Here is a 20,337-nt window from a genome sequence, read left to right as displayed (position 1 = left end):
GTGGAAATCATTACAGTTCCCCTATTCGGCAGTTATCAGGCTTGGCTCCCCCACCGCGCCGGCAGTCTGGTTATCGTGCACCGGTTCAAGACGGCTGCATGCCGGCATCGGTCAATGCAAATCCCGCCTGGTCGGCTTCGCGCGCCATGGCGGGCAACACTGCGTAGTCGGAGGGCCGCACCGCGGCAAAGCGTGCCAGCCCCAACATGGCCAGCAGATCCGTCCCCGCTGCGTCTTCATGCAGCGTCAGCAGCGCAGTACGCACGCGCGCGCTCTGCCACGGATCGATCTGCGCCGCGGCCACGAGCGGCGGGATCGGCGCGGCTTTGGTGACCTCCAGCGTTCTCAGCTGCGCCACGAGCGCGGGCTCGAAGCGGCGCAGCAGGTCCAGCACGTAGCTGTCGACCACACCCACGTCGGCACGCCCGGCGATCAGCGCTTCGATGACTTCGCGCGGCGTCGGCGTGGTCACCTCGGTCGCCCGGTACAGCGCGCGCGTGCCCGCCGGCGCCAGCCGCATCAGGTGGTGGCGTGGTGCGTTGTAGCCCGAGTTTGACTCAGGCAGCATGCATGCCAGCCGTCCGCCGAAGGTCAGCGCCAGCGTCTGCGCCGATGCATCGGCGCGCACGATGAACTCGGTGAAATACACCGGGCGCCCGCCGTAGCGCGGCAGCGACGGCACCGGCGCCGCCAGCAGTTGCGGCGAGGCCGGCGCGCTGGCATAGGGATAGCCGCACATGAACACGCAGCCACAATCCGGCCGCGCCCATAGCGCGCTGACCGGGGCGGGTGCTGCGTGCTCGACATACGGCAGGTCCACGCCGGCGCACTCGGCCACGTGCGCCAGCAGCGCACGCCATGCCTGCCCGGCCGGCGTGCTCACCGAGTACATGCGAGCGTTGGCGATCATGCGTAGACCAGCCTCTGGCCCAGCCCGCGGCTTTCGGCCTTCTTCAGGATGGCGTGGCCCAGCGCAATATCGCTCAGGGACAGCCCGCGGTGCCAGAACAGGTTGGTCTCGTCATCGCTCTGGCGGCCCGGCTTGCGCCCTGCGGCGATTTCGCCCAGTTCGGCATAAAGCGTCTGCTCCGACAGCTTGCCGGCTTCCACATGCGCGCGCAGCGAGCCAAACATGCCCCCCTTGCACTGCCCCCAGTCGTCCACCACCAGCTTGGCCATGATGTCGGTCAGCGACAGCTCGACCGCGCTCATGGTGCCGTAGGGCACGACAAAGGCACCGCGCTTGATCCATTCGGTCTTGAGCATCGGCGTCGGGCGCTCCAGGCGCGAAGCCTCGACCACAATGTCGGCATCGCGCACGCATGACTCCCAGTCTTCGGTCACCACGATCTTCTTGCCGAGATCGCGCTCCAGCCGCGCGGCGAAGGCATTGCGGCTTTCCGGGCGGCGCGAGTGCACGCGGATCTCGTCGAAGTCGAACAGGCTGTCGAGCAGGCGCACGTTCCAGTAAGAAGTGCCGCGCGCCCCGATATGGCCCAGCACCTTGCTGTTGCGGCGCGCCAGGTGCTTTGCCCCGAGCGCGGTAAGCGCGCCGGTGCGCGCATCGGTGATGAAGGTGGCATCGATCATCGCCACCGGAGCACCGGTACGCGGATCGAACAGGTTGAGCATCGCCATTTCCGATGGCAGGCCAAGCTTGTAGTTGTCGACGAAGTCACCCACGATCTTGACGCCGGCCAGCCCCAGCGGCGCCACGTAGCCGCGCAGCACATTGAAGTGGCCGTTGAAGGCGGGGTCGGGAATCAGGTGCACGCGCGGCTCGATCACGGTCTGCCCGTTGCCTTGCGCCACCAGTGCTTGCTCGACCGCGTCCAGGATCTCGGCGTCGGCCATTTCCAGGCGTGCGATGTCCTTGCCGTTGAGATAGGTGAGATGGATGTCGCTCATACAGTCCTTTCCTCCAGGGTTATGCCGGCACACTGCCGGTGCCTCTTGCACCGCATCGCGGCCGCCGCGCTTCCATGTGGTGCCGTGCCTGCGTTGCAAAGGCTCGGCGTGTTTCGATGGAATTCAGTGTAGGTATGGCGCCATTGACTGTCATATGCTTATATGTCCGCCAGCCTTAACATCAGGTTAATGCCATGAAAATGAACCTGCGCCAGATCGAGGTGTTCCGCGCGGTCATGCTGACCGGCTCGATCAGCGGTGCGTCCAAGCTGCTGTATGTGTCGCAGCCGGCAATCAGCCGGCTGATGTCGCACACCGAGCAACGCCTTGGACTGGAATTGTTCCGCCGCACCAAGGGACGGCTTTACCCCACGCCGGAGGCGCGGCGCTTGCTGGGGGAAGTGAATGCGGTCTACGAAGGCATCGAGCGCGTCAACGAGATCGCCGAAGACCTTGCCGCCAACCGCACCGGCAGCCTGCGCATCTCATGCAGCCCCAACCTGGGCCAGACCGTGTTGCCGCGTGCAATCGCCGGCTTCCGCGCGGCGCACCCGGCGGTGCGGGTGGTGGTGCGTACGCAGATTCCGGGCAATATGCTGCGCGCGGTACTGTCGGGGCAGGTGGATCTGGCGGTGTCGAACATGCCGCTGGTGCATCCCAACCTGGAAGCACGACTGCTGGTGAAGAACCCGATCGTGGCCTTGGTGCCGGCAGGGCACCCGCTGGCCGCGCGCAAGTGGGTGCGCCCGGCCGACCTGATCGGCGAAGACCTGATCGGCTACGGGCCGGACGTCCCGTTCGGCCTGCTGGTGCATGAGATGTTCGGCAACGAGGGCGACCAGCCCGATATGCGCGTCCAGGTTGAACAGGCGCATGTGGCGCGCGCGCTGGCGCAGGCCGGCGCCGGCATCGCGCTGGTCGACGCCATGACCGTGTTTGGCGCGGCCTGGCCCAATATTTTCGCGGTGCCGGTGCGCACCAAGGTCAATGCCTCAGTGCAGATTTTCCATATGCAGACCGAGCCGCTGTCGCGGCTGTCGCTGGAATTCGTCGATACGCTGACGGCGATGATGAAGCGCTGACGCGCTGAGTGGCTGGCGTCAGACCGTCGCGGCCTTGTCCAGCCAGCGCCCCATCTGCTCCGTCACCGCCGTGCTGGAGAACGAGCAGCTGTCCTGCGCAAACACCGCGGACATCTCCATCCGGCGCAGCAGCTCCTCCATCGCCTGCCCGTAGACCGGCGGCAGCGCCAGCCCGCTGCCGGCTTCGCGCCAGGCGCGCACCAGGTCGGCGGCGGGCATCGATCCCGCCAGGTGCTGGTCCAGTGCGGCACGCATGCGCGCCAGGGCTTCGCGGTTGGTTGCGCTCATGAACGTGCCCTCCTTTCCTTGTACAGTTCGCGGAACGTGCGGCCCGACGGGGCCGGCATGTCGCGGGTTTCGGTCCAGCCCTTGCCCGCCATCGGCAGGCTGGCAATCAGCTTGTTGCTGCCGCCCATGCGGCCCAGCAGCCAGGCGCCGATGCGAGTGGCAAAGGCGTACAGCTCCGGGCGCTTGGCGACGTAGCCCCACACCTGCAGCGCGAAGCGTTCCTGCCACGGGCGCAGCCCGCGCTCCATCTGCTTCTCGCGCAGCTTGCGCAGCAAGTCGGACAGCGGGATCGAGGCCGGACACACGCGGTTGCACTCGCCGCACATGGTCGCCGCCTGCGGCAGGTCGATCGCATTGGCGAGGCCGACATAGCTCGGCGTCAGCACGCTGCCCATCGGGCCCGGGTAGACCCAGCCATAGGCATGGCCGCCGATCTTCTGGTACACCGGGCAATGATTCATGCAGGCGCCGCAGCGGATACAGCGCAGCATCTCCTGGAAGTCGCCGCCGATCAGCCCGGTGCGGCCGCCATCGACCAGCACGAAATACATATGCTCGGGGCCGTCGCGCTCGCCCTCGGCGCGCGGGCCGGTCAGCAGCGAGAAGTAGTTCGAGATGGCCTGGCCGGTGGCCGAGCGCGGCAGCAGGCGCATCACCGTGGCCAGGTCTTCCAGCGTCGGCAGCACCTTTTCGATGCCGGTCACGGCCACGTGCACGCGCGGCAGCACCGTGCACATGCCTTCGTTGCCCTCGTTGGTGACCACCGCCACCGAGCCGGTCTCGGCAATGATGAAGTTGCCGCCGGTGACGCCCATGTCGGCGCTCAGGAACTCGGGCCGCAGCACTTCGCGCGCCTCGCGCGTCATCTCCGGGATCTCGGTCAGCCGCGGCTTGTGGTGGACCCTGGCGAACAGGTCGGCGATCTCGTCCTTGTCCTTGTGCACCACCGGCGCAATGATGTGCGACGGCGGTTCCGAGTCGTTGATCTGCAGGATGTATTCGCCCAGGTCGGTCTCGATGCTCTGCACGCCCATCTCGCCCAGCACCTGGTTCAGGCGCATTTCCTCGGTCACCATGGACTTGCTCTTGATGACCTTCTTCACGCCGTGCTTCTGCGCGATCTCGGCCACCAGGCGCGCGGCATCGGCGGTGGTCTCGGCAAACAGCACCGTGGCGCCTCGCCTGGTCGCGTTCTCTTCGAAGGTGGCGAGCCAGACGTCGAGGTTTTCCAGCGCGCGGTTGCGGCGCTCTTTCAGTGCCTCGCGCGTGGCGTCGAAGTCGATGTCGAGGATCGCGTCGGCGCGGGCCGTGACGAACTTGGTCGAAAGCTTCTTCAGGTTCTGCTGCAGGCGCTGGTCGGCCAGCTTCTGGCCGGCGCGCGCCTTGAATTCCATGCTGTGGACTTGCATCGTGGCGATTCCCCGGATTTCAGCGGATGTCAGGCGTCGCCCGCCAGCACCTGGGCGATATGCAGCACGCGCGTGCTGCTGTCGCCGGTGCGGCGCAGGCGGCCTTCGATATTGAGGATGCAGCCCAGGTCGCCCAGCACCACCGTATCGGCGCCGCTGGCCTTGATGTTGGCGCACTTCTCGTCGACGATCGCAGTCGAGATATTGCCGTACTTGACCGAGAAGGTGCCGCCAAAACCGCAGCAGGCTTCGCAATCCTTCATTTCGGTCAGCTGCACGCCCGGCAGCCGCGACAGCAGCTCGCGCGGCTGCTGCTTGACGCCCAGCTCGCGCAGGCCGGAACAGGAATCGTGGTAGGTGACATGGCCCGAGAACGACGACGGCAGCGTCTGCACCCTGGCCACGTTGACCAGGAAATCCGTCAGCTCGAACACGCGTCCGCGCAGGCGCTCGTAGCGGCCGTTGAGTTCGGGATCGTTGTGCAGCAGGTCGCCGTAATGCTGCCGGATCATGCCGCCGCAGCTGCCTGACGGCACCACGATGTAGTCGAACATCTCGAACTCGCGCAGGAATTTCTCCGCGAGGTCGCGCGACACCGCGCGCTCGCCCGAGTTGTAGGCCGGCTGGCCGCAGCAGGTCTGCGCCTCGGGCACCATGACCTCGTAGCCGGCGGCTTCCAGCAGCTTGAGCACCGAAAACCCGATTTCCGGACGCATCAGGTCCACCAGGCAGGTGGCGAACAGACCAACTCGCATTGTCGACTTCTCCAGACCCCGAAACCCCGCAATTATGCGCGTTTGCGTCGCACGTGGCGCACAAACCGTTCAGCAAGGGCGTGAATCCGGTGCAATGCACATCACTTCCGGGATCAACATCACCGGGCGATTCTTACGGTAATGTCATTTCACCTATTGAAATTTTCACAATGCGAGATAGAATCAGGCAGACGCTTAAAAATGCCGCAAGGCAACATTTCTCTTTTTTCCATCTATGTCCGACGCAGACAAGTCACCCGGCAAGACGTCCATCCAGGTCATCGAGCGCATGATGACCCTGCTGGACGCGCTCGCGCAGCACGCCGACCCGGTCAGCCTGAAAGAGCTGTCCCTGGCCACGGGGCTGCATCCCTCCACCGCCCACCGCATCCTCAACGACATGGTGGCCTGCCGCTTTGTCGACCGTTCCGATCCCGGCAGCTACCGGCTCGGCATGCGGCTGCTGGAACTGGGCAACCTGGTCAAGGCACGCCTGTCGGTGCGCGACGCGGCGCTGGCGCCGATGCGCGCGCTGCACCGCGTCACCGGCCAGACCGTGAACCTGTCGGTGCGCCAGGGCGATGAAATCGTCTACATCGAGCGCGCCTACAGCGAGCGCTCGGGCATGCAGGTGGTGCGCGCCATCGGCGGCCGCGCGCCGCTGCACCTGACCTCAGTCGGCAAGCTGTTCCTGGCCGCGGACGAAGCCGCGCGCGTGCGCAACTACGCCACCCGCACCGGGCTGGCCGGGCATACGCGCACCTCGATCACCGACCTGACCAAGCTCGAGCGGGAGCTCAGCTGGGTGCGCTCCAACGGCTATGCGCGCGACAACGAAGAGCTGGAACTGGGCGTGCGCTGCATTGCCGCCGGCATCTATGACGACTCGCGCCGGCTGGTTGCCGGGCTGTCGCTGTCGGCGCCGGCCGACCGGCTGCAGGACAGCTGGCTGCAAAACCTGAAGGACACGGCGCTGCAAATCTCGCGCGGCATGGGCTACGTGACCGAAGCCGCCGCCTGAAGACCGAATCGCCGGCCACCGCCAACGCGCGGGCTGCCATCATGGCAGTCCGCGCGTTTTGCTTTGGGGCTGCGGCCATCTCAATTCAATGGTTTACCCTTAGTTTTCAGATAACCAGCAAACCTTATAATCGGCTCCCATGCGAACCCGTGCCGTCACCCTCACCGAACAGGTCACCCGCCAGCTGCGCGCCGATATCGAAAGCGGCGCTTACCCGGTCGGCAGCCGGTTGCCGACCGGCAGGCAGCTGGCCGAGCAGTACGGCGTCAGCGCCGCGGTGATCCGCGAAGTCACCGAGCACCTGCGTTCGCAGGGCTTCGTCGAGTCACGCCAGGGCGTCGGCTGCACGGTGCGCTCGCGTACCGGCGCGGCGGGATTCCAGCTGCCACGCGAACCCGATATCGACGCCAGCGGGCTGGCCGACCTGTACGACCTGCGCATCGACCTGGAAGGCGCCGCCGCGGCGCTGGCCGCCGTGCGCCGCACCGATGTGGACGTGGCCGCACTGAGTGCACTGCTGCAGCGGCTGCGCGCTCATCTCTATGACCCGCAGCCGGCGGCCGATATCGACGCCGCCTTCCATATCGGCATTGCCGCCGCCACGCACAACCCCTACTACCGCCAGCTGCTGCAGTACCTGAACCTGCAGCTGCATCAGGCCGTGGCCACCGCGCGCGCCAATACGCTGCGCCAGGCAGGCCTGGCCGAGACCGTGCATGCCGAGCATGAAGCGATCGTCGATGCCATCCGCCGTGGCGATGCCGCGGCCGCCCGCGCGGCCGCGGTGATGCACCTGCAATGCGCGGCGCGCCGGCTTGGCCTGGCGCTGCGCGCGCGCGCCGATGAAGCGTCGCCAGCGCACGCAGCCAGCTCCCCTTCCCCTTCCTGAGACGACACCGCCATCATGCAAACCGGCCAATTCGCCCAGCGGCTCACCGAGGCCCTCGGCGCCGACACCGTCCTGACCAACCCCGACGACATCGCCCCGTGGCTGTCCGACTGGCGCGGCATCTATCGCGGCCAGGCCCAGGCCGTGCTGCGGCCGCGCACCGTGGACGAAGTCTCGCGCGCGCTGGCGCTGTGCCAGCAGGCCGCGGTGCCGGTGGTGCCGCGCGGCGGCAATACCGGCCTGTGCGGCGGCGCCACGCCCGATGCACAAGCGCGGAACGTGGTGCTGAGCCTGGACCGCATGAACGCGGTGCGCTCGCTCGACACCATCGCCAACACCATGGTTGCCGAGGCCGGCTGCATCCTCGGCAACCTGCGCCGCGCGGCGCAAGACGCCAACCGGCTGCTGCCGCTGTCGCTGGCCGCCGAAGACTCGTGCCAGATCGGCGGCAACCTTGCGACCAATGCCGGCGGCGTGAACGTGGTGCGCTATGGCATGGCGCGCGAACTGGTGCTGGGCGTGGAAGCGGTGCTGCCCAACGGCGAGGTCTTCCATGGCCTGCGCACGCTGCGCAAGGACAATACCGGCTATGACCTGAAGCAGCTGCTGGTCGGCTCCGAAGGTACGCTTGGCGTAATCACCGCGGCCGCGCTGCGGCTGTTCCCGCGCACCGACACGCGCAGTGTGGTGCTGGCGGCGGTGGCCTCGCCGGCGCAGTCGCTGGCACTCTATGAACTGCTGTTTGAGCAATGCGGCGCGCGCCTGCAGGCGTTCGAATTCTTTACCGGCGATTGCCTGGACCTGGTGCTCACGCACGCAGAGGGCGTGCAGGAGCCGTTCGCGCAACGCTACCCCGCCTACGTACTGGTGGAACTGGCCGACACCACGGACGAAGATGCGCTGAACGCGTTGCTCGAACGCGTTATCGGCGAAGCGCTGGAGCGCGAGCTGTGCCTCGATGCAGCCGTGTCTGCCTCACTCGCACAATTGCAGGCGCTGTGGAAACTGCGCGAGGAAATCTCCGAGGCGCAGCGCGCCGACGGCCCGCACCTGAAGCACGACATCTCGCTGCCGATCGAGCAGATCCCGGCCTTCATGACCTCGATGGAAACGCGGCTGCGTGGGCTCGATCCCGCCATCCGGCCCTTTATCTTCGGGCACTTCGGCGACGGCAACCTGCACTACAACCTGTCGCGCCCGGCCGGCGCGCCCAAGGACTGGGCGGCCACGCAAGGCGATGCGGTGACCGACGCGGTGCTGGACGAAGTGATGCGCTACGGCGGCAGCATCAGCGCCGAGCATGGCATCGGCCAGCTCAAGCGCCATGCCTTCCTGGCCATGAAGGACCCGCTGGAACTGCGGCTGATGCGCGAGATCAAGGCCGTGTTCGACCCGGCCGGGATCATGAACCCAGGCAAGCTGCTCTGACGGCCGCGGCCGCCAGAAAGAAAAACGCGCCGTGGCACGGCGCGTTTTTTTCCGGTCAGGCATTCCGTATCAGATGCCGCGCGACTGCTGCGAAGCCAGGATCGCGTGCGCGCCGCCCGGAGCCTGTGTCAGGTTCGGCGACGACGGGAAACCACGCTGCGGCGACGATGGCGACGGCGCATGCTCCAGCCAGTCCTTGACGCGGTTGGCATCGGCAAAGCGCGACAGCTTGCCGGCCGAGTCCAGGAACACCATCACCACGTTGCGGCCCTGGACCTTGGCCTGCATCACCAGGCACTGGCCGGCTTCGGAGATAAAGCCGGTCTTCTGCAGGCCGATCTCCCAGTTGCCACCGCGCACCAGGCGGTTGGTGCTGACGTAGTGCTGGGTGCGGCCCAGCACGTTGACCTCATGCTCGGTCTGCGTCGAGAACTCGCGGATGGTCGGGTTGCGGTACGCCGCGTTGACCATGCGCACCAGGTCCGTCGCGCTCGACACATTGCTGCTCGACAGCCCGCTGGAATCGACGAAGTGGCTGTCGTTCATGCCCAGCTCGCGGGCCTTGCGGTTCATCGCCTGGACAAAGGCCGGCAGGCCGCCCGGGTAGTTGCGGCCCAGCGCCGACGCAGCGCGGTTCTCAGACGACATCAGCGCCAGCAGCAGCAGCTCCTGGCGCGTCAGCTGCGTACCAAAGCGCAGGCGCGAGCCGCTGTGCTTTTCGGTGTCGCGGTCTTCCTCGGAGATGGTCAGCACTTCGTCCATCGGCAGGCGGGCGTCCATCACCACCAGCGCGGTCATCAGCTTGGTGATCGAAGCGATCGGCAGCACCGCACTGGCGTTCTTCTGGAACAGCACCTCGTTGGAGTTCTGGTCCATCACCAGTGCCACGCTGGAACGCAGTGCCAGCGCGTCGTCGGTGTCGCGCAAGCCCATGGCTTCGCCCAGCGACGGCTTGGCCGGGGTGAAGGCGGCGCGCACGGGTGCGGCGCGCTGGGCCACGACGGTATGGCGCTTGCCATTTTTCAGCACCACCACTTTGCGTGTGCTGCTTGCTTCGCGCTTGGCAACCTTGCCGCTACGCGAGCTCTTGGCAACAGCCTTCGAAGCACTCTTTTTCTCGGCGTTAACCGATTTTGCCTGCTTTTTGGACGTTTTTTGGGTAGTTGCGGACTTGGTGGCCGCTTCGGCCACAGGTGCCGCGACCATCGACACCGATACCAGGACCGCAGTGGCAACAGCGGACAGGGGTGCGGAGCCGAAGAATCTGGAAAAAATGGAATCAGACCGGAACATGATTCGTTCAGCGCATAGGAATGGCGCTAGTGTAGGAAAGAAAGAAATTGTTAGCAAGATTAAAGACTTACAGACGCTCCTTAAAGTTCGATTTGCAAACATTTCCACATTGTGGAAAAAGCAACCAAAAGGTCACGTTTGCATGCGAACCGCCTCTGGCTTGCCCCAGGCGTACCCGGGTTCACCTTGCTGCCCCTTGGAACACTCCCAGCCAATACACGGACGTCGTCTTGTATATCGGCACTCATCGTTACACATTGATACAAACTTTTCTCAAACTTTGCTATGAGAGGAAACGCGCGAACCCGCTGACCGGCTCACGTTCCGTCATCAGTTGGTTCTCGATCGCTTCCGGGTCGGCAAAACCCAGTGACATGCCGCATACCACCATTTCCTCCGGTGGCAGCCGCAGGTGGCTGCCAATGATCTTGTGGAACTGCGTGAACGCCGCCTGCGGACAGGTATCAAGTCCGCGCGCCCGGGCGGCGACCATGATGCTTTGCAGGAACATGCCGTAGTCCAGCCAGCTGCCCTGCTCCATGATGCGGTCGATGGTGAAGATCATCCCCACCGGCGCATCGAAGAAACGGAAATTGCGCGCGTGCTGCTCATGCATGCGCGCCTTGTCTTCGCGGCTGATCTCAAGCAGCCCGTACAGGTCCCAGCCCACCTTGCGCCGCCGCGACAAGTAGGGATCAGCCCACTCGCGTGGGTAGTACGGATACTCTTCCAGGTACTTGCTGTCGCGCTCGGGGTCTTCGTAAGCGCCCAGTACATCGGCGCACAGCTTGGCCTTGGCCTCGCCGACAGCACATAGACGCGCCACGGCTGCGTATTGGTGCCCGACGGCGCACGGCTGGCTACGGCCAGGATTTCTTCGACGGTCCGGCGCGACACCTGCGTATCGAGAAAGGCCCGCACCGAACGCCGCGTCAGGATCGCGCGATCCACGCAGTCCACGGCATCCTGCGAACCGAATTGCACCTCGTGGGACATCTTGTTCATCTCCTGTTGCCCCGTTCTTCCCCTTGCCCGCCCGTCACCGCGTCGGTCATCACCAACGGCAGCAGCGCCTCGCGCAGCGGCTCCGGCAACGGCACCGGCCGGCGCGTGGCGCGATCGACATAGACGTGGATGAAATGCCCCTGCGCGGCGGCGGTCTCGTTGTCGCCGCTGAACAGCCCGACCTCATAGCGCACGCTCGACGTACCCAGCCTTGCCACGCGCAGGCCGGCCACCACGGTCTCGGGAAAGCTCAGCGACGAGAAGTAGTTGCACTGCGTCTCGATCACCAGCCCGATCGTGTCGCCCGACGTGACATCGAGCACGCCCTGCCGGATCAGGTAGGTATTCACCACGGTATCAAAGTAACTGTAGTAGACAACGTTGTTAACGTGGCCATAGACATCGTTATCCATCCAACGCGTGGTGATCGGCTGGAAGTACGGATAGGCACTGCGCGACTCGGCTTGCGGTTTCATGAGACGTGGACGGGACAGGATGGGATAGGAATACTGAAGTAGCCGCATACGCGACACTACCGGCGGATGACAAGTGCGACACCAAGCGCCGCGAGCACCATCCCGGCAGCGGCCAGCGGCGGAAAGCGCTCACCGAAGAGCAGCCAGGCCATCACCGCGGTAGTGGGCGGCGTCAGGTACATCAGGCTCGACACCTTGGTGGCCGCGCCCCGCCGGATCAGCAGGAACAGCAGCGAGATCGCGCCGATCGACAGCGCCACCACCGACCACGCCATGGCACCAAGCATCGCGGCACGCCACTGCACCGCGCGGGTTTCAAAGAGGAACATGAACGGCACGCACGCAAGTGCCGCAGCGGCGAACTGGATCACCGAGCCCATGCGCAGGTCGAACACCGGGCAGAAGTGCTTCTGGTAGACCGTGCCGACGGTGATGCTGACCAAGGCGCCACCCGCCAGTGCCAGGCTTGCCGGTGTGAGTCCGCTGGCACCGAGCTTGTTGGCCACCACCAGCGCCACGCCGGCGATGCCGAGCAGCAGGCCCAGCCACTGGCGCGCGCCGATGCGCTCACCCATGCGCGTGGCGATCAGCGCGGTCAGGATCGGCTGCATGCCGACGATCAGCGCCGATACGCCGGCAGGCATGCCAAGCTTGATCGCAGCCCAGACGCCACCGAGGTAGCCCGTCTGCAGCAGCAGCCCCGCTACGGCGATATGCCCGACCGCGCGCCAGTCCGTTTGCGCCTTGCCTGGCAGGCGCGGCAGCGGCACGCGCGCCAGCAGCACGAATGGCACCATCAGCACCACCACGCCGGCAAAGCGCAGGAACAGGAAGGTCATCGGCTCCGCATACGGCATGCCGTATTTGGCGACGATAAAGCCGGTGCTCCAGATCAGCACGAACAGCCACGGCATCGACGCCACCCACAGCGTGGTGCGGGCGCTTGACGCTGCTGCGCCGCCTTGCTCCATCACGCCGCTCATGTGGCCAGCAGCGCCTGTGCATGGCGCGCGTGATATTGCGCGGCCAGGCTTACGGTCTGCGCGTGGACCGCAACCGTGTCCTCGATCTGGTTGCCGTAGCCGCCCGCCATCGCCACCGCCACCGGCAACTGGCGTGCATGCGCGGCATCGAACACCAGCCGGTCGCGCCGTGCCAGGCCCGCCAGGGTCAGCCTGAGCCGCCCGAGGCGATCGCCCTCATGCGGATCGGCGCCGGCCAGGTAGATGATCAGCTCGGGATCGAAGCGGCTGAACAGCGTGTCCAGCGCCGCCTGCAGCGCCTGCGCATAGGTGTCGTCGTCGCAGCCGTCCGGCAGGCCGACGTCCAGGTCGCTGGCCTCCTTGCGGAACGGATAGTTCTTCTCGCCATGCAGCGACAGCGTGAACACGGACGGATCGCCTTGCAGGATCGACGCGGTGCCGTTGCCCTGGTGCACGTCCAGGTCGACCACGGCCACGCGGCGCACGGCGCCATCGCGCTGCAGCACGCGCGCCGCAATCGCGGCATCGTTGAACACGCAGAAGCCGCCGCCCTTGTCGGCATACGCATGGTGGGTGCCGCCCGCCAGGTTCACGGCAATGCCTTCGCGCAGCGCCGTCCGGCAGGCCTCGATGGTGGCGCCTGCGGAGCGCCGCGAGCGTTCCACCATGGCCTCGGACCACGGGAAGCCGATCTCGCGCTGGCGCGCCGCGTCGAGCGTGCCGGCTGACGCGGCCTGCACGTACCCGGGCGTGTGCGCCAGCAACAAGGCATCGTCGCCCGCGCGCGGCGCCTCCACCAGGCGCAGCCCCGGCACCTGCGCCGCGACGGCATCGCGCAGCATGCTGTACTTGCGCATCGGGAAACGGTGCCCGGGTGGCAGTGGCAGCACAAAATGGTCGGCGTAGAAAGCGAGCATGGAAGTGGCCTGGGCGGTTCTGTTCACGTCTTTGTTGGTTCCCGGCGCGGCCAGCCGTGCGGGCGCGGGCAATCTGCGATGTTAGCACCCCTGCCCGGCCATCGCCGGAGCCCCCCCGGAGTGGCGTCACAGCCGCACCCGTGTATCGCCAGCAACGTTGTTTGTGCATTGCACAAAATCCGCTTGACATTGAATCGCGCAGCTCTAAAATAGGAATTGTTGCGGCGCACCAAATAAAAAATGCGCCTTGACCCACCCACACGCCTGGGCTGGCCGAATCGGGCACAACACCGTCACGGCCCTGACATCTAGGCGGCTTAATTTGCTAGACCTTGAAGTTCACCACTGGAGACCAGCAATGATCCTCACCCCGGAACAAGTTGCAGCAGCGCAAAAGGCCAACCTCGAAACGCTGTTCGGCCTGACCACCAAGGCGTTTGAAGGCGTCGAAAAGCTCGTCGAGCTGAACCTGCAGGTCGTCAAGACTTCGTTCGCAGAAGGCGTTGACAACGCCAAGAAGGCGCTGTCGGCCAAGGACGCGCAGGAACTGCTGGCCATCCAGGCCGCAGCCGTGCAGCCGGTTGCCGAAAAGACCCTGGCCTACACCCGCCACCTGTATGAAATCGCTTCGGAAACCCAGAGCGAGTTCACCAAGGTAGCCGAGGCCCAGCTGGCCGAAGGCTCGAAGAACGTGCAAGCGCTGGTCGAGAACCTCGCCAAGAACGCCCCGGCCGGTTCGGAATCGACCGTGGCCATCGTGAAGTCGGCGATCTCCGCTGCCAACAACGCCTACGAGTCGGTGCAGAAGGCGACCAAGCAAGCGGTCGAAATCGCTGAAACCAACTTCCAGGCTGCGGCAACGGCTGCCACCAAGGCTGCCCAGCAAGCCAGCGCCACGGCCCGTACGGCCACGGCGAAGAAGACGACGGCTGCCTGATAGCTGCCTGCGTTGAAGATGGACCGGCTGCGGCCGGTCCGTTGGCAAAGCATATCGACGCCTGGCGTTTGCGGTGTGCTTTGCCAACGATGAAGGTAGTGCCCTGACTGAGCTGCATCGGCGCTGCCTTGTCTGCCGATGTCTCCTCGGTACCGCGGTCTCCTTGTCCAAAGGTATCGTTAAACCCGACCTCTACAGGTCGGGCTTTTTTTTGTTCTTCACCTTTCCACCAGCTTGCGCCCTATTCCCCGATGCGCACAGGAATCCGCCGCCGCCCGAACTGACGCTCAAAATTCCCGAAACGTCCCGCAATCTGCGCAAGGCAGTCCGGGCAAGTTCCCGTGGGAGTCAGGCGATAGCTTTCGATCGCGTGCCAGTCGCGCACGATGAGCTGCGCGCGGCAAGCGGGGCAATGGGTGGTGGCACCGGCGGTGTCGTGGACGTTGCCGGTGTAGACGTAATGCAGTCCCTCCGCCAGCGCGTGCTTGCGGGCGCGCGCAAGGGTGGAACATGGTGTCGGCGGCACGTCGCGCATCTTGTAGTCCGGATGGAATGCGGTGAAGTGCAGCGGCACGTCGGGACCAAGCTCCCTGGCAATCCACCGGGCCTCGGCGCGAATCTCGTCATCGCTGTCGTTCTTGCCGGGAATGAGCAGCGTCGTGATCTCGAGCCAGACATCGGTTTCGTGCTTCAGGTACTGGAGCGTCTCCAGTACCGGCTGCAGGTGCGCCCCGGTGAAGGCAACATAGAACGCGTCGCTGAAGCCTTTCAGGTCGACGTTTGCCGCATCCATCCTGGCGTAGAAATCACGCCGCGCCTCGGCGCCCATATATCCTGCGGTCACCGCCACCGCCTTGATGCCCAGTTCGTGGCAGGCATCGGCTATGTCCATGGCGTACTCGGCGAAGATCACCGGGTCGTTGTAGGTGAAGGCCACGCTCTTGCAACCGTGCGCCGCCGCCGATGCGGCGATCGCTTCGGGCATGGCCGCATCGGCCAGGGTCTCCATCTCGCGCGATTTACTGATATCCCAGTTCTGGCAGAACTTGCAGGCCATGTTGCAGCCGGCCGTGCCGAACGACAGGACGGCGGAGCCCGGGTAGAAGTGGTTGAGCGGCTTCTTTTCGATGGGGTCGATGCAGAAGCCCGACGAGCGGCCATAGGCGGTCAGCACCATCCGATCGCCGACCCGCTGGCGCACGAAGCAAGCGCCGCGCTGCTCGCCATGCAGGCGGCAGTGGCGCGGGCACAGGTCGCATTGCATGCGGCCGTCATCCAGGAAATGCCAGTAGCGGCCGGCATAGCTCCCTGAACCGGGCACATCCTTCATAAATGGTCCTTGTGCGGCTTGCTGATCACGGTTACCGACAAGACATCCAGGTCGAAGAACGGGCTGTCCGCCGGAGGCGGGGGCAATCCGGCACCCCATCCGGCGATGGCATGCTTGATGTACTCTGCCATCTGCTCGTCGGCAACGTCCCTGGGCTGGTCGATCATCACGACATAGCGGCGAGTGCTCATGGCAGATCCTTTATGGCGCCCATGACAGGCAACCATGGTGGCATCACGAACGTATCCGGCGTCATCAATGCCGGCGGCCCATTCACGCGACATCTAGCGATAGACCAGCACCGGAATCTTGCTGTGGGTCAGTACCTTCAGGGTTTCGCTGCCAATCAACAGCCCCTTCACACCCCGGCGCCCATGAGACGCCATGACAATCAGGTCACAATCGTTTTCTTCTGCAGCCTTGATGATGGCATCGTAGGGATGATCGTCGACCACGCTGCTGGTGTCGCAGGGCACGCCTGCCGCGGCGGCCTCTCGCGCGATGCCGTCGAGGTATTTCGATGCGTCCTCGAGGACAGCCTCTTCGAACTGCTCTCGCGTGTCGGTGAGCATTTCGGTGTGGTAAGTCGTGATGTGAAAATCCGGGCAGGCGCGCAGCGCCGTAATGCTGGCCTGCGTCTCCTGCGCGAACGCCAGTGCCTTGCGAAAGGCCGCTTCGGCCAGAGCGGAGCCGTCTACCGCAACAAGAAGATGCCTGAACACGTCGTGCCTCCTTGTCAGCTGAACGGTAGCCACCGGGGGCCACCGGATCCCGCCAGCAGGCATCCGGCAGCGATCGGCCGCGCCCGAATATGCAGCGCCGGCCTCGGTCGCCTTGGGGTGCATGGCGGCTGAATTCAGTATAGGCAGCGAAGGTCTTGCATCTCCTGTCGCAATCTGCACCTTGGCCGCCGACGCGAGCGGTGCTGGCAGGCAGACCTCGCGGACGCCGGCAAATGCTGGCGGTTAATTGCATAATTGGCGATGAGAAAGCCCGCCTGGCCAGGCGGGCTTTCTCGCTTGCAGCGAACGGCGCTCAGCGCTTGCGCGGCGGCGGCACGTCAGTACACGTACCTTCATAGATCTCCGCCGCCATGCCGATCGATTCACCCAGCGTCGGGTGCGGATGGATGGTCTTGCCGATATCCACCGCATCGGCGCCCATCTCGATCGCCAGGCAGACCTCGCTGATCAGGTCGCCCGCATGCGTGCCGACGATGCCGCCGCCGATCACGCGATGGGTTTCCTCGTCGAAGATCAGCTTGGTGAAGCCTTCGTCGCGGCCGTTGGCGATGGCGCGGCCCGAAGCCGCCCAGGGGAACACGCCCTTGCTGTACTTGATCCCCTTCTCCTTGCACTCGTCTTCGGTCAGGCCGGCCCAGGCCACTTCCGGATCGGTGAAGGCCACCGACGGGATCTGCTTGGCATCGAAGTAAGCCTTCTCGCCATGCGCGGCCTCAGCGGCAACGTGGGCTTCATGCACCGCCTTGTGCGCCAGCATCGGCTGGCCGACGATATCGCCGATCGCAAAGATATGCGGCACATTGGTGCGCATCTGCTTGTCGACGTTGAGAAAGCCGCGCTCGCTCACGGCCACGCCGGCCTTCTCTGCGCTGATGCGCTTGCCGTTGGGCGAGCGGCCCACCGACACCAGCACCAGGTCGTAGCGCTGCGGCTCGGCCGGCGCGGCCTCGCCTTCGAACTTGACGTAGATGCCGTCCGGTTTGGCTTCCACGCCGACGGTCTTGGTCTTCAGCATGACCTTGCCGAAGCGGTCCTTGTTCTTCTTTTCCCAGACCTTGACCAGGTCGCGGTCAGCGCCGTTCATCAGGCCGTCGAGCATTTCCACGACGTCGATGTCGGCACCCAGCGTGCTGTACACCGTGGCCATTTCCAGGCCGATGATGCCGCCGCCGATGACCAGCATCTTGTTAGGCACTTCGGGCAGCTCCAGCGCGCCGGTCGAGTCGACGATGCGCGGATCTTCCGGAATGAACGGCAGTTTCACCGCCTGGCTGCCGGCAGCGATGATGGCCTTCTCGAAGCGGATCACGGTCTTCTTGCCGGTGCTGCGCTTGCCCTCGCCTTCGGTCAGCTCGACCTCCATGTGATGCGGGTCGAGGAAGTTGCCGATGCCGCGCACCACCTGCACCTTGCGCGCCTTGGCCATGCCGGCCAGGCCGCCGGTGAGCTTGCCGACCACCTGGTTCTTGTAGTGGCGCAGGCCGTCCAGGTCGATCTTGGCTTCGCCGAAGAGGATGCCGTGGGCGGCCAGCGCCTTGGCTTCGTCGATCACCGCGGCATTGTGCAGCAGCGCCTTGGACGGGATGCAGCCCACGTTCAGGCAGACGCCGCCAAGCGTGCTGTAGCGCTCCACCAGCACGGTATTCATGCCCAGGTCTGCGGCGCGGAAGGCGGCCGAGTAGCCGCCGGGGCCGGCGCCCAGCACCAGCATCTCGCACTGGATATCGGCGCCACCGCTGTGGCTGGCGGCAGCAGGAGCCGGGGCCGCCGCCGCGGGTGCGGGAGCCTGCGCCGGTGCCGGAGCTTGCGCGGGCGCCGGGGCGGCCGCGGCCTGCTGGGCCTCGATGGTGCAGATCACCGCGCCCTGGCCGACCTTGTCGCCGACCTTGACCTTGACCTCGACCACCTTGCCGGCGGCCGACGACGGCACGTCCATGCTGGCCTTGTCGGATTCCAGCACGATCAGGGACTGTTCCACCTCGACCGTGTCGCCGGCCTTGACCAGCACCTCGATCACTTCCACCGCGTCGAAATCGCCGATATCCGGCACCTTGACTTCGATCACACTCATGTTTGCTCCTCTATGCGCGCCCGCCTCTCGGCTTCAGGGCGCGCCGTCGTTGTTGGTTGCCACGCTGTCGGGTGCCGTACTGCCGGTTGCCGGATTGCCGCCCGAGGCACCGCCAGGCGCCGGCGCCGGTGCGGCGTCACCCTCGTGCAGCCGCACGGTGTGCACCTCGATCGGCCCCGCCGAACTCTTGTCGAACTCCACGCCTGCATCGACGCCGATGCGCGCGATCTCGCCCGCATCCAGGTCCGGCCGGTCATAGACCGCATGCATCGCGCCCAGCGCGTAGTTGCGGCCCGAGCCGATACCCCAGAAGCGGTCGAACGAAAACACCTCGCGGTACGAGTAGACGCCGAAGATGCCCGCCGGATTGGCGATCAGGCATACGATCTGCGACGACTCGTAGGGATCGTCCTCGTCTTCCTTGGTGTTGACGTAATAGTCCGACTTCAGCTTCTCATGCACCTTCAGGAAGGTGCGGAACACGTCATCGCGCGAGCCCAGCCGGCACTCTTCGCCAAGCCCCGCCAGCAGCGTGCGCATGACCGGGAAGTGCGCGGTGGTCCCGGCCAGCGCGATAAAGCCATCGCCCACCGGGAACACCTTCTGGTTGCGCTCATAGGCGCGCGACAGGCGCGTGTCGCCAAAGGTCACCAGCGCGTCTGCCGCGATGGCCACCTCGGCGCCCTTCCTCACGACCACGCAGGTAGTCATGGCTCGCTCCCGGTTGCGCGTGGTGCGCCGGGGCGGGCAGGCCGACGGCCTGGCCTGCCCGGCGCAACCCCGCTTACAGCAGGATCCGGCGGAAATCCGCCAGCAGTTGCCCGAAGTACGTGTTGAAGCGCGCCGCTTCGGCACCGTCGATGACGCGGTGGTCCCACGACAGCGACAGCGGCAGCGTCAGGCGCGGCGCGAACTGCTTGCCGTCCCACACCGGCTTCTGGTACGACTTGCACACGCCCATGATGGCCACTTCCGGCGCGTTGATGATCGGCGTGAAATATGTGCCGCCGAGGCCGCCCAGCGAAGAGATCGAGAAGCAGCCGCCCTGCATCTGGTCCGGCTTGAGCTTGCCGTCGCGGGCCAGCTTGGCGAGCTCGCTCATTTCCTGGCTGATCTCCAGCACGCCCTTCTTGTCGGCGTCCTTGATCACCGGCACGACCAGGCCGTTCGGGGTGTCGGCGGCAAAACCGATGTTGAAGTACTTCTTCAGCACCAGGTTGTCACCATCGAGCGACGCGTTGAAGTTCGGGAACTTCTTCAGCGCCGCCACCGTGGCCTTGATCATGAACGCCAGCATCGTCACCTTGATGCCGGACTTCTCGTTTTCCTTGTTCAGCTGCAGGCGGAAGGCTTCCAGCTCGGTGATGTCCGCTTCGTCATGGTTGGTGACGTGCGGGATCATGACCCAGTTGCGGTGCAGGTTGGCACCCGAGATCTTCTTGATGCGCGACAGGGCCTTGCTTTCGACCTCGCCGAAGCGGGTGAAATCGACCTTCGGCCACGGCAGCAGGCCGAGCTCGCCACCACCGGCGCCAGCCGCGGCGGCCTGTGCGGGCGCGGCGGCCTGGCCGCTCATCACGCCCTTGACGTAGCCCTGCACGTCTTCCTGGGTGATACGGCCCTTGGGGCCGGTGCCCGGCACGCGCGACACGTCCACGCCCAGCTCGCGTGCGAACTTGCGCACCGAGGGGCTGGCGTGGGCGGCCTTGCCGGTTACGCCAGCGGCGGCCGGCGCGGCAGCAGGTGCTGCGGCCGGTGCCGGGGCGGCGGCTGCGGGGGCCGGTGCCGGTGCGGGCGCGCTG

20 protein-coding genes and 1 pseudogene are annotated in these 20,337 nt (G+C 65.6%); 5 read left to right on the top strand and 16 right to left on the bottom strand.

Features of this window, described 5'->3' with window-relative positions; translation table 11 throughout:
- Positions 1-85 precede the first annotated feature (85 nt).
- Positions 86-910, bottom strand: a complete 825-nt coding sequence (locus AC3WLF_RS17165) for a phosphate/phosphite/phosphonate ABC transporter substrate-binding protein (RefSeq protein ID WP_492320527.1) — start codon at positions 908-910, stop codon at positions 86-88.
- A complete protein-coding gene (locus AC3WLF_RS17160; protein ID WP_492320526.1) occupies positions 907-1,908 on the bottom strand; it encodes an ornithine cyclodeaminase family protein in 1,002 nt (333 codons plus the stop codon). The genes AC3WLF_RS17165 and AC3WLF_RS17160 overlap by 4 nt, the downstream gene beginning before the upstream one ends.
- 194 nt (positions 1,909-2,102) lie before the next feature.
- Here AC3WLF_RS17160 and AC3WLF_RS17155 point away from each other — a divergent pair, with 194 nt between their 5' ends.
- Complete coding sequence (locus AC3WLF_RS17155) at positions 2,103-2,990, top strand: LysR family transcriptional regulator (RefSeq protein ID WP_492320525.1); 888 nt, start codon at positions 2,103-2,105, stop codon at positions 2,988-2,990.
- An 18-nt stretch (positions 2,991-3,008) separates the two neighbouring features.
- Here AC3WLF_RS17155 and AC3WLF_RS17150 read toward each other — a convergent pair whose 3' ends face one another.
- The 3 genes from AC3WLF_RS17150 to AC3WLF_RS17140 are packed head-to-tail and all read right to left on the bottom strand — an operon-like array spanning position 3,009 to position 5,442.
- The gene (locus AC3WLF_RS17150) at positions 3,009-3,278 is read right to left on the bottom strand and encodes a hypothetical protein (RefSeq protein ID WP_492320524.1); all 270 of its coding nucleotides are present in this window, start codon (positions 3,276-3,278) and stop codon (positions 3,009-3,011) included.
- Complete coding sequence (locus tag AC3WLF_RS17145; RefSeq protein ID WP_492320523.1) at positions 3,275-4,687, bottom strand: LutB/LldF family L-lactate oxidation iron-sulfur protein; 1,413 nt, start codon at positions 4,685-4,687, stop codon at positions 3,275-3,277. The genes AC3WLF_RS17150 and AC3WLF_RS17145 overlap by 4 nt, the downstream gene beginning before the upstream one ends.
- Before the next feature lie 29 nt (positions 4,688-4,716).
- The gene (locus tag AC3WLF_RS17140) at positions 4,717-5,442 is read right to left on the bottom strand and encodes a (Fe-S)-binding protein (protein WP_492357009.1); all 726 of its coding nucleotides are present in this window, start codon (positions 5,440-5,442) and stop codon (positions 4,717-4,719) included.
- 235 nt (positions 5,443-5,677) lie between these two features.
- On the opposite strand from AC3WLF_RS17140, the gene AC3WLF_RS17135 reads away from it, so the two are divergent.
- From AC3WLF_RS17135 to AC3WLF_RS17125, 3 genes are all read left to right on the top strand, one after another.
- Positions 5,678-6,463, top strand: a complete 786-nt coding sequence (locus AC3WLF_RS17135; RefSeq protein WP_013956405.1) for an IclR family transcriptional regulator — start codon at positions 5,678-5,680, stop codon at positions 6,461-6,463.
- A gap of 139 nt (positions 6,464-6,602) precedes the next feature.
- The gene (locus AC3WLF_RS17130) at positions 6,603-7,352 is read left to right on the top strand and encodes a FadR/GntR family transcriptional regulator (protein WP_492358553.1); all 750 of its coding nucleotides are present in this window, start codon (positions 6,603-6,605) and stop codon (positions 7,350-7,352) included.
- 15 nt (positions 7,353-7,367) lie between these two features.
- Positions 7,368-8,780, top strand: coding sequence for an FAD-binding oxidoreductase (locus AC3WLF_RS17125; RefSeq protein WP_492320520.1), 1,413 nt, complete (start codon positions 7,368-7,370; stop codon positions 8,778-8,780).
- Positions 8,781-8,849: 69 nt separating this feature from the next.
- Here the strand turns inward: AC3WLF_RS17125 and pbpG are convergent, their stop codons facing one another.
- The 5 genes and pseudogenes from pbpG to AC3WLF_RS17100 all read right to left on the bottom strand — a co-directional run bounded on the left by pbpG (position 8,850) and on the right by AC3WLF_RS17100 (position 13,454).
- Positions 8,850-10,073: a D-alanyl-D-alanine endopeptidase gene (pbpG, locus tag AC3WLF_RS17120; protein ID WP_492320519.1), complete on the bottom strand. Its 1,224-nt coding sequence runs from the start codon at positions 10,071-10,073 to the stop codon at positions 8,850-8,852.
- Between the two features lie 283 nt (positions 10,074-10,356).
- A pseudogene (locus tag AC3WLF_RS17115) lies at positions 10,357-11,078 on the bottom strand (nitroreductase).
- Positions 11,075-11,554 (bottom strand): acyl-CoA thioesterase, encoded by a 480-nt coding sequence (locus tag AC3WLF_RS17110; RefSeq protein ID WP_492351653.1) that lies wholly within the window; start codon positions 11,552-11,554, stop codon positions 11,075-11,077. The pseudogene AC3WLF_RS17115 and the gene AC3WLF_RS17110 overlap by 4 nt, the downstream one beginning before the upstream one ends.
- A gap of 56 nt (positions 11,555-11,610) precedes the next feature.
- A complete protein-coding gene (locus AC3WLF_RS17105) occupies positions 11,611-12,537 on the bottom strand; it encodes a DMT family transporter (RefSeq protein WP_492358552.1) in 927 nt (308 codons plus the stop codon).
- Positions 12,534-13,454 (bottom strand): histone deacetylase family protein, encoded by a 921-nt coding sequence (locus tag AC3WLF_RS17100; RefSeq protein WP_041687266.1) that lies wholly within the window; start codon positions 13,452-13,454, stop codon positions 12,534-12,536. Before AC3WLF_RS17100 ends, AC3WLF_RS17105 begins: the two co-directional genes overlap by 4 nt.
- A gap of 358 nt (positions 13,455-13,812) precedes the next feature.
- On the opposite strand from AC3WLF_RS17100, the gene phaP1 reads away from it, so the two are divergent.
- Positions 13,813-14,391: a TIGR01841 family phasin PhaP1 gene (phaP1, locus tag AC3WLF_RS17095; RefSeq protein ID WP_011615034.1), complete on the top strand. Its 579-nt coding sequence runs from the start codon at positions 13,813-13,815 to the stop codon at positions 14,389-14,391.
- Between the two features lie 241 nt (positions 14,392-14,632).
- Here phaP1 and amrS read toward each other — a convergent pair whose 3' ends face one another.
- The 6 genes from amrS to AC3WLF_RS17065 all read right to left on the bottom strand — a co-directional run.
- Positions 14,633-15,721: an AmmeMemoRadiSam system radical SAM enzyme gene (gene amrS, locus AC3WLF_RS17090; RefSeq protein WP_492358551.1), complete on the bottom strand. Its 1,089-nt coding sequence runs from the start codon at positions 15,719-15,721 to the stop codon at positions 14,633-14,635.
- Positions 15,718-15,912, bottom strand: a complete 195-nt coding sequence (locus tag AC3WLF_RS17085) for a hypothetical protein (protein ID WP_492320513.1) — start codon at positions 15,910-15,912, stop codon at positions 15,718-15,720. The genes amrS and AC3WLF_RS17085 overlap by 4 nt, the downstream gene beginning before the upstream one ends.
- Positions 15,913-16,005: 93 nt before the next feature.
- Positions 16,006-16,443, bottom strand: coding sequence for a universal stress protein (locus tag AC3WLF_RS17080; protein ID WP_492320512.1), 438 nt, complete (start codon positions 16,441-16,443; stop codon positions 16,006-16,008).
- Positions 16,444-16,756: 313 nt separating this feature from the next.
- Complete coding sequence (gene lpdA / locus AC3WLF_RS17075) at positions 16,757-18,535, bottom strand: dihydrolipoyl dehydrogenase (protein ID WP_492320511.1); 1,779 nt, start codon at positions 18,533-18,535, stop codon at positions 16,757-16,759.
- A gap of 33 nt (positions 18,536-18,568) precedes the next feature.
- A complete protein-coding gene (locus tag AC3WLF_RS17070) occupies positions 18,569-19,246 on the bottom strand; it encodes an MFS transporter (RefSeq protein ID WP_492320510.1) in 678 nt (225 codons plus the stop codon).
- A gap of 73 nt (positions 19,247-19,319) precedes the next feature.
- Positions 19,320-20,337, bottom strand: a 1,018-nt coding sequence (locus AC3WLF_RS17065; protein WP_492358550.1) for a dihydrolipoyllysine-residue acetyltransferase, incomplete at its 5' end; no start/stop codon positions are given.

The sequence above is a fragment of the Cupriavidus sp. FW306-01-F10A genome (assembly GCF_058782785.1).
This window is presented reverse-complemented; position numbering and strand designations above follow the sequence as displayed.